Here is a 13,834-nt window from a genome sequence, read left to right on the forward strand (position 1 = left end):
ATTGTACCAAGAGTTAAATTTTCACAGCAAGCTCTCTATTTCCCACAACTAGCATCCCCCAAACATGAGGAAAAAAGGATCGCCAGACATCAAGTTTGAAACTGTCATCTCTGTCACGATGAAGGACAATTTGGGCTGTATCAAACAACGTTCTTTCGCTTCGACCAACCTTAAATTTACGAAAATCCAGCGGATTTCCAATGGCAAGAAGGTCCGTAACTTCACCACCTTCAAGCAAAATAGATATTTCTCGGTCACTTATATCTGTCAGACTATGCGGTGTTGTTTTATAAAGTTTTGTAAATGCGAATGCTATGCTATCTCTATCTTCCGCCGACGTTTTGATAACCCATTCATCCGGGCCAAGCATCGCTGCGTATCCAGTTTCTACATCTGTGCGTGCGCCAATTTGATCAGGTAGTTTGAACCCAAGAGCTTTAGACGCCTTGGCAATCAAACTTACATCAATTCGCAAACTAAAACGTACTTCTTCCGGTAGCTGGAGAAGCTTTATGGGACCGCTATGGTCGGATAACATTTCTATCGCATTGGTATTTGCCATCGATCCAGTTCCTAAAGTTTCAATCGTCCGCCGTCAGGATCATAAAATACAGGGTCACAAATCTGCGCTGCATATGTCTTATCAGGCATTGGAATATAGATAGTGGACCCCTTAAGATTGTGTCCACCTTCAACAAGAGCCAGTGCGATTGAGCGGCCGAGTGCCTCACTCCAGTAGGAGGATGTAACATGGCCAATCATTTTCATTGGTATAGGTTGATCGGGGTCAGCGACTATCTGAGCCCCCTCCTCCAAAACAACATTGGGGTCATCGCTCAACAGACCGATAAGTTGTTTTCGGCCTTCAGCTACCAGATCAGGGCGTTTAAGCGACCGCATACCAACAAAATCTTCTTTCTTTTTCCCAATCGCCCAGCTCATGCCAGCGTCATGAGGTGTCACGGTGCCATCCGTATCCTGTCCAACGATAATATAACCCTTTTCAGCACGAAGGACATGCATCGCCTCTGTTCCATAGGGGCAAATGTCATATTGCTGTCCCGCTTCTATTAACTTTTCCCAAACTATACGCCCATAACGGCTTGGCACATTAATCTCAAAGCCAAGTTCACCAGTAAAACTGAGACGAAATAGGCGACATGGCAAATCAAAAATTGAGCATTCTGCAACTGACATATGAGGGAATTTTTCATCAGAAAGATCAAGGCACGTAACAATCGGTTCCAAAATTTTACGCGCATTTGGCCCATTAAGTGCAATCACAGACCAATGTTCAGACGTCGAAGTCAGCCATACCTGAAGATCTGGCCATTCTGTCTGCAAATAGTCCTCCATCATATTCAGAACACGGGCGGCTCCGCCTGTTGTGGTAGTCACATGGAACACATCTTCACTTAATCGACCAATCACACCATCATCAATAATGAAACCATCTTCACCTAGCATCAGACCATAACGGCAGCGACCAGTTGCAAGCTTTGTCCACGGGTTTGTATAAATTCTATTCATAAACTCCGCTGCATCCGGACCAACAACTTCTATTTTACCCAGGGTAGATGCATCAAAAATACCCAACGATTGCCGCGTTTTTTTACATTCACGTTTTACTGTCTGATGCATATTTTCATTATTTTTCGGAAAATACCGTGCACGCCGCCATAGCGCCACGGGTTCAAACACGGCTCCATTCTCCTTAGCCCAGCCATCGATCGGAGTCTTTCTGGTTACATCAAATAATTCACCACGATGATAACCTGCAAATGCACCGAAAGTTGTCGGAGTATAAGGCGGACGAAATGTTGTTAAGCCAACCTCTGGCGCTGGTTTTCCAACTGCATCAGACGCAATCATCAATCCATTCAAATTCGACATTTTACCTTGGTCGGTTGCCATGCCATTGGTTGTGTAACGCTTTACATGTTCAATGGAATGCATACCTTCGCGGACCGCAAGGCGGATGTCTTTTGCAGTCACATCATTTTGGAAATCAATAAATGCTTTTGCACGCGAGGCGTCTAAATCTGTTGGAAGTTCTTTGCATATTTTCCCCGTGCCATCATCATCAATTTCAACGATGTATTTTGCTTTCTTTGCCTTAAAACCAGCAGCCTTCGCAGCATTAACACCAGCAATATCGCCATCATGCAGAACTTTGGATACACCCCAAAGACCGCGTCCCGCACCCGCAATAAAGCAATCCTCTGATTTCTCACCTGGCAGAAACACTTCGTTTTCGACATCCCAGTCTAACGAACCCTTAGTGTGCGAAAACAGGTGTAAACTTGGTGTCCACCCACCAGACATTAACAAACAGTCACAAGATACTATTTTGGCTGCACCAACCGTATTTTCGTTCACAGAATTTACACGAACGGAGGAAATACGAAGACGACCGGAAGTACCTGTTACGGTATGGCCAATATATGTGGTGATACCGAGCGATTTAGCCCTTTGAATCAACTCAATCTTAACGTCATCTCGAATGTCGACAATAGCAGCAACCCTAGCGTCAGCACTGTGAAGATCAAAGGCGACGAACCATGCACTATCATGAGAGGTAACAATCGCTGGCTGATTACCAACTTTGACACTATAGCGATTAAGATATGTCTGCGCAGCCCCTGCCAACATAACACCCGGGCGATCATTTCCATCGAACACTAGTGGTTTTTCCAGGGCGCCCTGGGCAAGAACCACTTGGCCAGCTCGCACGTGCCACATACGTTCTCGAGGTGCTCCTTCGGGCAATTTCGCAAGATGATCCGTGACCTTCTCACAAAGCCCTAACATATTTTGGTGGTAATATCCGATTGCAGTGGTTCTGCACATCACACGAACGCCGAGTTCGTCTAACTCTGCGGTCTTACTAGCTAACCAACCCTTAGTCGTTTCGTTATCAATTTTAACATCAGATAGAGATAGTAAAGAACCACCAATTTGATTATTTTCGTCAACCAGAACAACGTCAGCACCACTTATAGCCGCTCTTCGTGCGGCTGCTATTCCCGCTGCACCGGCGCCAACAATCAGAACATCGCAATGCAAATATCGAGACGCATAATTATCGGGATCAGGCAGACTTGGCGATTTTCCTAACCCCGCAGAAGCGCGAATAATTGGCTCATAAACGCTGTCCCAAAAACTTTTTGGCCACATGAAGGTTTTATAATAAAATCCGGCTGAAAATATGGCTCCCATACGATCGTTGATAGAACCAATATCGAAATTTAGGCTTGGCCAGTTGTTCTGGCTTACAACCTCCAATCCTTCATAAATCTCCTGAATAGTCGCTCGAGTATTTGGTTCTGACCGCCCTGCTCCTCCGCTCCCTGTTCCTCGACACGTGCCAACAAGCGCATTTGGTTCATCCGATCCAGCACTCACAAAGCCGCGTGGTCGATGATACTTAAATGATCGACCGACAAGATGGACGCCGTTTGCGATAAGTGCAGAAGCAACCGTATCGCCTTCAAAACCCTGATAACGCTTTCCATCAAAGGTAAAATTAATGGGTCGTTCGCGGTTTATAAAGCCACCTTCTGTGTTCCGAAATGCATTCATTTTGCAGTTCCTGAAAGTTTAGAAATATCTGGTCGCTTCTCTCCAGCTTTATAAGTAAGTAAAAATTTATCACTCACAGTATCTCGAACCGCGTTAAAAAAACGAGCACAACCATGAATGTGCCGCCAGCGCTCAAAATGAGCACCCTTCGCATTGGTGCGAATAAAAAGGTAATCCTTCCATTCTTCATCAGTTTGAGACGATGGATCAGACGGCCGCGCAATATGCGCCTCTCCAGCATAGGAAAACTCTAACTCGGGCCGTTCTTGGTCACAATAAGGACAGCGGATCAATAGCATAGTAGTTCTCCTAATGTGCGACAGCAGCAGCGGCTGCTTCATCAATTAGACGACCTGTGGTGAAGCGTTCCAGCGTAAACGGAGCATTGATTGGATGCGGTTCATCCTTGGCAGTCGTCCATGCCAATGTGTGAGCAGCACCTGGAGTGGCCTTAAAGCCACCAGTACCCCATCCACAATTCACGTAAAGGCCTCTCACAGGTGTTTTACCAAGGATTGCAGACCGATCCGGCGTTACATCGACAATGCCACCCCATTTGCGCAGCATGCGCATTCGCATGAAAATTGGAAACATTTCAGTAATTGCAGCAACATTATGCTCGATAAGCGATAAGCCACCCCTCTGAGAATAGCTGGTATATTGATCAGTACCAGATCCAATAACCAATTCGCCCTTATCTGACTGACTAATATAAGCATGCACCGCATTAGACATGACAACACATGGAAATACAGGTTTAATTGGCTCACTAACAAGTGCTTGCAGTGGAAAACTCTCCAACGGCATTTTCACACCGGCAGTTTGCAAAATTGTTGATGTGTGACCAGATGCAGAAACAGCAATTTTCCTAGCTTTAATAAAGCCCTTAGCTGTCTCAACACCTTCAACGGCACCTCCATTATCACGCGTGATAGATTTAACCGCGCAATTTTGAATAATATCCACACCCATTGCCGCCGCGGCTCGCGCATAACCCCAGGCAACTGCATCGTGTCGAGCTGTTCCCGCCCGCCTTTGCAATGCACCACCTAACACCGGATAGCGCGCATTTCTTGCAATACTGAGCGGAGGACAGAATGCCTTTGATTCTTCCGGCGTAAGCCATTGATTGTCGACACCATTTAGTCTGTTAGCATGAATGTGACGTTGGAAACTTTGTACATCATGAACATTATGAGCAAGCATCAAAACACCGCGTTTTGAATACATGATGTTGTAGTTCAACTCCTGTGCAAGACCGTCCCAGAGATCAAGTGCGTGATCATAAATACCGGCGCTTTCGTCATACAAATAATTTGAGCGTATGATGGTGGTATTTCGACCGGTATTGCCTCCCCCAAGCCAGCCTTTATCGATAACTGCAACGTTGGTTATGCCATGTTCTTTAGCAAGATAATATGCAGCGCCCAAACCATGCCCTCCAGCACCAACGATTATTACATCGTACTCTGATTTGGGTTGCGCATCAGGCCACTGTTTTTCCCAGTTCTTGTTGCCAGTAAGCGCATTTTTAAGGAGCGAGAAAGCAGAAAAATGTGTCACAACAACGTATCCCTTATGATCATAAAGGAATTCGCTGCATTCCTTTCAATACAACGGAAGTATAGGCATGGAAAGAAATTGAGGTTGTGAAAATCACGTAAAAGCATCTGGCATAGAATCCTTCTTGCTTGTAACAAACTCTAATAATAACCTGTCAATTTCAGGATCAATCGGTGGCGCTTCATAGTTTTCAAGCCACGATCGACAAAGCTTATTTGCTCTTGCCTCAATAGGTTGCTCACCTTCCAGTTGCCATTGCTCATAAGAATTATTATCAGCAACGGATGAGCGAAAGAACGCTGTTTTGAAATTAGCTTGCGTGTGATCACAACCAAGATAATGACTGCCAGGCCCTACCTCAAAAATTGCATCCATTGCCTGCTCGCTTTCCGTCAGGCTAATCCCTTCTGCAAAGCGCTGAAGCATACCTAGTTGATCTACGTCAATCATAAATTTTTCGTATGAGGAAACAAGCCCGCCTTCTAACCAACCTGCAGCATGAAGCACAAAATTTGTACCAGCCATAAGAGTCATATTTAATGTATTCGAAGTTTCGTGTGCTGCTTGTGCATCGGGCAACTTTGAACCGCACAAACTTCCACCCGTTCTAAATGGAAGTTTCAACCGTCGAGCAAGTTGAGCGGCACCATATGATATTAATGATGGTTCAGGTGTGCCGAAAGTCGGTGCGCCTGATTGCATCGAGATCGAGGCAGCAAACGTTCCAAACACCACCGGGGAGCCAGGGCGAACTAACTGGGTAACAGCTGCACCAGCCAAAACTTCCGCTAAAACCTGCGCTAATGTGCCGGCCACTGTAACGGGGCTCATCGCACCAGCTAAAATAAAGGGTGAGATGATGCATGCTTGGTTAGCTGCGGCATATGTTTTAAGCGCACCTAACATAACGCCATCAAAAACCATCGGCGAATTTGCATTGATCAAGTTGATAACAACGCAATTATTATCAACAAATTCCTCACCAAACAGGATTTTACACATCTCTATCGTGTCTTGTGCACGCTCAGGCGCAGTCACTGAACCCATAAATGGTTTATCCGAATAACGCATGTGCGCGTAGATCATGTCGAGATGTCGCTTATTCACGGGTATATCGACGGGTTCACAAACGGTTCCACCTGAATGATGAATTGCTGGTGCCATATAGGCAAGTTTTACGAAATTATGAAAATCGTCAATGGTTGCGTACCGTCGCTCGCCTTCTAAATCCCGGACAAAGGGCGGCCCGTACACGGGAGCAAAAACAGTTGAATTACCGCCAATCTCAACAGAGCGTTTCGGATTTCTTGCATGCTGGATAAATGACGCTGGTGCAGTTTTTAAAAGCTCCTGACATAATCCATTTGGGATATAGACACGCTCTCCATCTACGCGGGCTCCTGCATCTCGCCACAATTGCAAAATTTCTTCATCGCCACGAAATTCTATCCCAATTTCTGCCAAGATTTTATCAGCATTTTTTTCGATAATCTGAAGGCCCGATTCATCAAGCACCTCAAATGGCGGGAGGATTCGCTTTATATATGAATTTTGCGTTCCAGAACCTTCGTTGCTTCTTGCAGCACGTCGAGCCGAGGCTCCACCACGCGCTACCCTTCTTGATCTGCTATGGTGCTCAACACCAAGTGCCTCTTTATCGTCCCTCATGCTTGTCTCCTCACACGTTATTGTCTCCCACGTTATTCTTCTTGCATCAAAAATCAAATAAAAAATAACACTTGAAATAATAGGATTTTTCAATGGACTAATAGTAATTTTCAATGGTTTTAAAATTCGCTTGCACTCATAAAAAACTGTGTTACGGCTAATGAATATGACAAATAAATAACAGCATATTTGACCTTCAAATGCTGCATGTTTTCTTGTGAAATAAAGGCGCTACGATGTCTGAAGAAGAAGAAATCATACTCTCTGAATTGCCAGATGATGAGCTGGTTCTCCAGATGCATGACGACCTTTATGATGGGTTAAAAGAAGAGATACTCGAAGGAACGCAATTGCTTCTTGATCGCGGCTGGGGACCTTATGATGTTTTGACCAAATCCCTCGTTGCAGGCATGGCAATTGTCGGTGAAGATTTTCGTGATGGCATTTTATTTGTGCCAGAAGTATTGCTAGCCGCAAATGCAATGAAAGCAGGAATGGGCATTTTAAGACCACTTCTTATTGAAACTGGCGCACCGAAACTCGGCAAGATGGTGGTTGGCACCGTTAAAGGTGACATTCATGATATTGGCAAAAATCTTGTCGGCATGATGATGGAAGGTGCAGGCTTTGAGATTGTTGATCTTGGCATCAATAATCCTGTTGAGGACTATATCGAAGCACTGGAAAAAGAAGATGCGCAAATTCTTGGTATGTCCGCGCTTTTAACCACAACCATGCCCTATATGAAAGTTGTTGTGGATACACTGGTGGAAAAAGGCATCCGTGATGATTATATAATTCTTGTTGGCGGCGCGCCACTTAACGAAGAATTTGGAAAAGCCGTTGGTGCTGATGCATACTGCAGGGATGCAGCCATTGCAGTGGAAATCGCTAAAGATTTCATGGCACGTAAACATAATTCAATGAACGCGTAATCTATTCTCGTAACCAAATGGGAGAGTTCATGTCATTATCTAAAATACCTGCATCGATAGAGCTATCACCAAAACAAATTTTCGATTGTGAAAATCTTGAAGAATTGATGCCTGCATTTACCCATGTATATATTCCCGATTTGGGTGTTGAAACAGCAGATTCAATGGTTGATGCCTCGAAGAGGCTTACCGAAGCTGGATACCAGCCGGTTCCGCATTTTGCTGCGCGACGAATCACAACCAAGGCTGTCTTAGAGTTGCGTATTAAAAGATTGACTGAAGAAGCTGATATAAAAGATGTTTTGATAATTGGAGGTGGCTTACCTGTTCCCAACGGAGATTTTGTGTCTTCATTGGCACTGCTAGAAACTGGCTTGTTTGATAAATATGGAATTAGGAATATTGGCGTTGCGGGTCATCCAGAGGGATCACCGGATTTTAACGATGACACCGCCTTAGAAATATTGCAACTCAAACAAAATTTAGCGAACCGCTCCGATGCTAATTTTCGCATAGTAACCCAATTTGGCTTCGATGCAGTGCGCTTCATAAACTGGGCCAAACACATCAAAGCAATGGGTATAGATTTACCTGTACATATGGGGGTTGCCGGTCCAGCAAAAATTACCACTTTGATTAAGTTTGCGGCGATGTGCGGAATTGGAAATTCGATGGAGTTTTTAAAAAAACGCTCCAGTGCAATTATGACATTGGCATCCGGTTTTAATCCCGAAGATATCGTCGCTCCGATAGAGCAACATTGGCTAAGCGATCAGAACAGCCTATCCTCTATTGAGCAAATTCATGTGTTTCCTTTTGGTGGAATAAAAAAATCTTCTGCTTGGCTCAAAGAGCGCGGCACTTGGGATGCGGAATCAGTCCAATGTGATAAACATATGGTTGCTGCTTGTTAAGCTATAAATCCTGAGCATATAAAAATCATGGAATTATCAACCTTTGCAAAAGGCCAGCGAACGCTATATGCGAAACCATATGGGTCTATATGATCTGAAAGAAAACCAATGTTTCCCCAGAGGGGAATAAAGGCAAATGAAATCATGAGAGCACAACCGACAGCAAGCCACTTTATAAACGGCGAATATGTTGAAGATATCGCGGGCAAGGTTATCGACGTCATTTACCCTGCCACAGAAGAGCTGATTGCTCGTGTTTACTCAGCCACGCCCGCAATTATTGAGCAGGCGATAGCAGCGGGCAAAGCAGCTCAGATAGCTTGGAGTAAAACATCCAACACCGAACGGGGCCGCATTCTGCGTCGCGCTGCAGAAATCATTATGGAACGCAACCAATCGCTCTCAGAACTTGAGACGCTGGATACTGGTAAGCCTTTGCAAGAAACCATCTGTGCAGATGCAACATCGGCGGCAGAAGCGCTTGAATATTTTGGAGGTTTAATACCGTCCGTTACCGGTGAGCATATTCCGCTCGGGGATGATTTTGTCTATACAATTCGCGAGCCATTAGGCCTGTGTGTCGGAATAGGTGCGTGGAACTATCCAACACAGATCGCCTGCTGGAAAGCTGCCCCTGCCCTTGCCTGTGGTAATGCGATGATTTTCAAACCATCTGAAGTTACCCCGCTTTGTGCGCTCAAAATCGCTGAGATATTCATAGAGGCTGGATTGCCAGCTGGTTTGTTCAATGTTGTGCAAGGTTACGGCGATGTTGGCGGAGCGCTCGTTACTGATGAGCGCGTTAACAAAGTTTCGCTGACGGGCTCCGTTCCAACGGGTAAAAAAGTTTATGCAGCCGCAGCAAGCCATATGAAGCATGTAACGATGGAACTTGGCGGTAAATCACCTCTGATCATTTTCGACGATGCTAATCTTGAAGATGCCGTTGGTGGTGCCATGTTGGCCAATATGTATTCAACGGGTCAAGTGTGTTCCAACGGAACACGTGTATTTGTACAAAGTGGCATCAAAGAGGCTTTCATCAAACGCTTTGCCGAACGGGCAGCGGCTATAAAAATCGGAGACCCAATGGATATGGATACCCAAATGGGCCCATTGGTTAATAAAAGCCAACTTGAGAAAGTTCTTGGCTATGTTGAAGTGGGTAAGGACGAAGGTGCACGGTTAGTCTATGGCGGCGAACGCATCAACGACCTAGATGGATACTACATAGAGCCAACGGTTTTTGCAGATGTTAAGGACGATATGACCATCGCGCGCGAAGAAATTTTCGGACCGGTAATGTCAGTCCTGGATTTTGATAATGAGGATGAGGTTATTGCTAGGGCAAATAATACTGAGTTTGGCCTGTCCGCCGGTGTATTTACAAAAGACCTGACGCGGGCCCATCGTGTCGTTAAAGCACTTGAGGCAGGTACATGTTGGATAAATACCTACAACTTGGCACCCGTCGAAGCGCCATTTGGTGGCTCAAAATCGTCCGGCGTTGGTCGCGAAAATTCAAAAGCTGCAATAGAACATTATAGTGAGTTAAAATCCGTTTATGTTGCCATGGGGCCAGTTGATTCGCCCTACTAGGAGCTTGGCTATGGAAGCTGATTTTGTAATTATTGGCGCAGGTTCTGCCGGTTGTGCGCTTGCCTATCGCTTATCGGAAGATGGCAAAAACACCGTTCTCGTACTTGAATTTGGCGGAACGGACATCGGGCCACTTATCCAAATGCCAGGTGCCCTGTCCTACCCTATGAGTATGTCGCAGTATGATTGGGGTTTTCAAAGTGAACCCGAGCCGCATCTGGGTAATCGTCGCTTGGCGACACCGCGCGGCAAGGTTATTGGCGGATCATCATCTATCAACGGCATGGTTTATGTAAGAGGCCATGCGCGTGACTACGATTACTGGCAAGAAAGTGGCGCAGATGGCTGGTCTTATAAAGACGTTTTACCTTACTTTAAACGGATGGAAAACTGGTCAAGTGGTGGGCATGGCGGCGATGCGAATTGGCGCGGCAATAATGGTCCGTTGCATGTAAGTAGAGGTAAGCGCGACAATCCTTTACACGATGCATTCGTTAAATCCGGAGAACAAGCAGGATATCAGATCACGGGAGACTATAATGGCGAGAAGCAGGAAGGCTTCGGACCAATGGAGCAAACCGTGCATAATGGCCAAAGGTGGTCCGCAGCAAATGCTTATCTGAAGCCTGCACTAAAGCGAAAAAATTGCGACATCATTCGAGGGTTCGCACGTCGCGTTCTCATTGAAGATCGCCGCGCTGTTGGTGTCGAATTTGAACATAAAGGCAGGATTGAAACCATTCGCGCACGTCGCGAGGTAATTATATCATCGTCGGCTATCAATACACCAAAAATTCTCATGCTTTCTGGTATTGGATCAGCGGCTCATCTAAGTGAGCATGGTATTGACGTAGTTGCTGATCGCAAAGGTGTTGGTCAGAACCTACAAGACCACCTTGAACTCTATATTCAAATGGCCAGTTTACAACCTATTACGCTCTATAAATACTGGAATTTGCTCGGCAAAGCTTATGTCGGTGCGCGGTGGTTGTTCACGAAAACCGGCCCCGGCGCATCTAATCAATTTGAATCAGCAGCATTTATTCGATCTCAAGCAGGCGTCGAATATCCTGATGTTCAATATCACTTTCTGCCAATTGCTGTTCGGTATGATGGGAAAGCTGCAGCGGAAGGGCATGGATTTCAAGCTCATGTAGGCCCAATGCGTTCCCCTTCTCGCGGAGAAATCACACTGCGTTCAAATGATCCGAATGAAGCACCGCGCATATTCTTCAACTATATGAGCACGGAAGATGATTGGCAAAAATTCAGGACCTGCATTCGTTTAACACGTGAAATATTCGCGCAAGACGCATTCAAACCTTTTGCGGGCAAAGAAATACAGCCCGGAAAAGAATTGCAAACCGACAATGAACTTGACGATTTCATTCGTGAACATGCCGAAAGTGCCTATCATCCATGTGGCACAGCCAAAATGGGCAGTAAAGATGATCCAATGGCGGTCATTGACCCTGAATGCCGCGTGATTGGTGTAGATGGATTAAGAGTGGTCGACAGCTCAATATTCCCACGCATTACCAACGGCAACTTAAATGGGCCTTCAATTCTGGTGGGCGAAAAAGCCTCTGATCACATACTAGGCAAGCAACCACTGCCAAGCTCCAACGCAGAACCATGGATTCACGAAAATTGGCAAGATAAACAACGCTAAAATAAATAGTGTTTAGCATGATACTTGCTTGATGGGAAAATCTCCCATAAATTGAGTTGTGCTTGCTATAAAATACATACGATGAATGGTGGTGCTGTGCATTAATGCGGAATTCCAATTATGAATGATCAGGTTAGCCGGCAGGCGCTGTTTCAAAAGGTTCTCGCCCGCCTGCTGAAACCAATCGCCAAAATCATGATTGCATATAATATGACGCTAAATGCGGCAATTGATGCCCTTAAGCGCGCCCTTTATGATGCGGCAACATCTGAAAACGACAAGATAACAGATAGCCGAGTGAGCCTTTTAACTGGCCTTCACAGAAAAGATGTCAGGCGCTTAAGAGAAAATCCATCGGAACGAGGTAAACGCTCCCTCATAAATCCGGCCAGCCTCGTGATCGGTATATGGCTAACACATGAAAAATTTCAAAATGAAATCGGCAGTCCATCTGCCCTTCGACGACAAGGAAATAAAGAAACCCCGGGCTTTAACGATCTCGTCCGAATATCAAAAGTAGACATCCCCGTTTCGACTCTACTTGACGCCTTGATTGAGGAAAAAATTATCGAATACAAAAAAGCCACCGACCAGTTCGTACTTGTAAAAGGGGCATTTCTTGCAACAACAGATGACAGTCTCATGTTGGATGCATTTGAGAAAAATCTAGCTGCGCATTTAGATGTCGCTAGCGGGAACCTGCTCAAAGATCAGTCAGAGAAGGCGTTTTTTGAACGCGCATTACATGTAAACAAATTATCAGAAAAATCAGTAGAAAAACTTGAATTTAAAGCTCAAAATTTGATGCAGGACATTCTTGAAACACTGAATAAAGAGGCCCTAACTCTTCAAGAGCAGGATGCTAACGATAAACACAACAATCAAAGATTTTCAGTCGGCGCCTATATCTTTTGCAACGATAAGAAAACAATCAAGTCAGAGGAAAATAGGCATGACGCGAGTAAATAGTTTCTCTGCAATAATTGCAGTCCTGATATGGATGTTGACTATCATACCTGGTGTGGCGGAAGAACCAGAAGAGCGCGAAGGTGGTATTGTCGGAACGGGGATCGTTGGTATTATCAACTCTCTTGGCAGCATTCATGTCAATGGCCAAACAATTGAATTTCCACCTGATTTTCCAGTATCATCAACATTGGGACCTCGATTGGCCTCTTCATTAAAACCTGGTGAAACTGTGATGGTTGAAGCGGTTAAACAGACCGATAAATGGATGGCAAATAGCATTCGACAGGTTTCGCCACTGCTCGGTCCGGCGTTCTTTCATCCAGATAAAACGGTCTCCATTATGGGTTCGGAAATTACCGTTACTGCAAATACCATTTTTCAAGGCTTTGAGATGTCAGATATCTCTGATAATGGCCAATGGCTTGCTATCGACGGTATTTGGAATAAGGATAAATTGATCGCAAGCTATATACGGAAAATCCAGCCGCAAACATCTGCGCAAGTTACAGCCTCCTATTTTGGTGCAAACGCCGAAAAAGAGACACATATCGGTGGCGTTTTAGTTGATAATTTCACAGCACAGCATGCAAAGATGGGCGATGTTATAACGGTTGTGGGGGTTCCTCATAATAGAGGACTATCAGCGCAAACGATTACGCGCGGATTATTTAGACACAGGCTTAAAAGAAAACTTGTCGAGGGTTATCTATCTCAACCGGATGAAACCGGATTCTACACCGTCTACGGTTCCGGTTCGGCAGCATATGTTTCACAATTAAATACAAAAATGCCTAATGGACGGGGATTACATTGCATTATCTATGATGCAGATGATCAAATTAAACGCATTGTAGAACTTCCGGAAACTTTAGAAGATAGAGATACTATATTGTCCAGCTTTCGCAAAAACGGGAAAGACCTTTGTTTTTAAT

General features: G+C 45.0%; 11 protein-coding genes and 1 pseudogene. 7 read left to right on the forward strand and 5 right to left on the reverse strand.

Annotated features, from left to right (window positions below; all coding sequences use genetic code 11):
- Nucleotides 1-13: 13 nt before the first annotated feature.
- The 5 genes from AB2J24_RS11070 to AB2J24_RS11090 form a co-directional block, all read right to left on the reverse strand.
- Nucleotides 14-562, reverse strand: a complete 549-nt coding sequence (locus AB2J24_RS11070) for a sarcosine oxidase subunit gamma (RefSeq protein WP_367385516.1) — start codon at nucleotides 560-562, stop codon at nucleotides 14-16.
- 11 nt (nucleotides 563-573) lie between these two features.
- The gene (locus AB2J24_RS11075; protein ID WP_367385517.1) at nucleotides 574-3,582 is read right to left on the reverse strand and encodes a sarcosine oxidase subunit alpha; all 3,009 of its coding nucleotides are present in this window, start codon (nucleotides 3,580-3,582) and stop codon (nucleotides 574-576) included.
- Nucleotides 3,579-3,881: a sarcosine oxidase subunit delta gene (locus tag AB2J24_RS11080; protein WP_367385518.1), complete on the reverse strand. Its 303-nt coding sequence runs from the start codon at nucleotides 3,879-3,881 to the stop codon at nucleotides 3,579-3,581. The genes AB2J24_RS11075 and AB2J24_RS11080 overlap by 4 nt, the downstream gene beginning before the upstream one ends.
- Before the next feature lie 10 nt (nucleotides 3,882-3,891).
- Complete coding sequence (locus AB2J24_RS11085) at nucleotides 3,892-5,145, reverse strand: sarcosine oxidase subunit beta family protein (protein WP_367385519.1); 1,254 nt, start codon at nucleotides 5,143-5,145, stop codon at nucleotides 3,892-3,894.
- Between the two features lie 93 nt (nucleotides 5,146-5,238).
- Nucleotides 5,239-6,813 carry a trimethylamine methyltransferase family protein gene (locus tag AB2J24_RS11090; protein WP_162653985.1) on the reverse strand — a complete coding sequence of 525 codons (1,575 nt, stop codon included), beginning with the start codon at nucleotides 6,811-6,813 and terminating at the stop codon, nucleotides 5,239-5,241.
- Between the two features lie 236 nt (nucleotides 6,814-7,049).
- On the opposite strand from AB2J24_RS11090, the gene AB2J24_RS11095 reads away from it, so the two are divergent.
- The 7 genes and pseudogenes from AB2J24_RS11095 to AB2J24_RS11125 all read left to right on the forward strand — a co-directional run bounded on the left by AB2J24_RS11095 (nucleotide 7,050) and on the right by AB2J24_RS11125 (nucleotide 13,833).
- Nucleotides 7,050-7,748, forward strand: coding sequence for a corrinoid protein (locus AB2J24_RS11095; protein ID WP_367385520.1), 699 nt, complete (start codon nucleotides 7,050-7,052; stop codon nucleotides 7,746-7,748).
- Nucleotides 7,749-7,777: 29 nt separating this feature from the next.
- Nucleotides 7,778-8,662, forward strand: a complete 885-nt coding sequence (locus AB2J24_RS11100; RefSeq protein ID WP_367385521.1) for a methylenetetrahydrofolate reductase — start codon at nucleotides 7,778-7,780, stop codon at nucleotides 8,660-8,662.
- A 28-nt stretch (nucleotides 8,663-8,690) separates the two neighbouring features.
- A pseudogene (locus tag AB2J24_RS11105) lies at nucleotides 8,691-8,792 on the forward strand (hypothetical protein); the annotation flags it as partial.
- A 14-nt stretch (nucleotides 8,793-8,806) separates the two neighbouring features.
- Nucleotides 8,807-10,261 (forward strand): betaine-aldehyde dehydrogenase, encoded by a 1,455-nt coding sequence (betB, locus tag AB2J24_RS11110; RefSeq protein WP_367385522.1) that lies wholly within the window; start codon nucleotides 8,807-8,809, stop codon nucleotides 10,259-10,261.
- 10 nt (nucleotides 10,262-10,271) lie between these two features.
- Entirely contained in the window at nucleotides 10,272-11,933 is a 1,662-nt protein-coding gene (betA, locus tag AB2J24_RS11115) for a choline dehydrogenase (RefSeq protein WP_367385523.1), read from the forward strand.
- Between the two features lie 120 nt (nucleotides 11,934-12,053).
- Nucleotides 12,054-12,902, forward strand: coding sequence for a DUF6502 family protein (locus AB2J24_RS11120; RefSeq protein WP_367385524.1), 849 nt, complete (start codon nucleotides 12,054-12,056; stop codon nucleotides 12,900-12,902).
- Nucleotides 12,886-13,833, forward strand: coding sequence for a DUF5666 domain-containing protein (locus AB2J24_RS11125; RefSeq protein WP_367385525.1), 948 nt, complete (start codon nucleotides 12,886-12,888; stop codon nucleotides 13,831-13,833). The genes AB2J24_RS11120 and AB2J24_RS11125 overlap by 17 nt, the downstream gene beginning before the upstream one ends.
- Nucleotide 13,834: the final 1 nt, after the last annotated feature.

Source organism: Lentilitoribacter sp. EG35 (assembly GCF_040784015.1).
Classification (GTDB): Bacteria; Pseudomonadota; Alphaproteobacteria; order Rhizobiales; family Rhizobiaceae; genus Lentilitoribacter.

Excerpts from the sequence above, each read along its gene's own strand:
- AB2J24_RS11095 (WP_367385520.1), top strand. The coding sequence starts at position 7,050 with ATGTCTGAAGAAGAAGAAATCATACTCTCTGAATTGCCAGATGATGAG.
- AB2J24_RS11075 (WP_367385517.1), bottom strand. The coding sequence starts at position 3,582 with ATGAATGCATTTCGGAACACAGAAGGTGGCTTTATAAACCGCGAACGA.
- AB2J24_RS11090 (WP_162653985.1), bottom strand. The coding sequence starts at position 6,813 with ATGAGGGACGATAAAGAGGCACTTGGTGTTGAGCACCATAGCAGATCA.
- AB2J24_RS11080 (WP_367385518.1), bottom strand. The coding sequence starts at position 3,881 with ATGCTATTGATCCGCTGTCCTTATTGTGACCAAGAACGGCCCGAGTTA.
- AB2J24_RS11120 (WP_367385524.1), top strand. The coding sequence starts at position 12,054 with ATGAATGATCAGGTTAGCCGGCAGGCGCTGTTTCAAAAGGTTCTCGCC.
- AB2J24_RS11125 (WP_367385525.1), top strand. The coding sequence starts at position 12,886 with ATGACGCGAGTAAATAGTTTCTCTGCAATAATTGCAGTCCTGATATGG.
- betA (WP_367385523.1), top strand. The coding sequence starts at position 10,272 with ATGGAAGCTGATTTTGTAATTATTGGCGCAGGTTCTGCCGGTTGTGCG.
- AB2J24_RS11100 (WP_367385521.1), top strand. The coding sequence starts at position 7,778 with ATGTCATTATCTAAAATACCTGCATCGATAGAGCTATCACCAAAACAA.
- betB (WP_367385522.1), top strand. The coding sequence starts at position 8,807 with ATGAGAGCACAACCGACAGCAAGCCACTTTATAAACGGCGAATATGTT.
- AB2J24_RS11070 (WP_367385516.1), bottom strand. The coding sequence starts at position 562 with ATGGCAAATACCAATGCGATAGAAATGTTATCCGACCATAGCGGTCCC.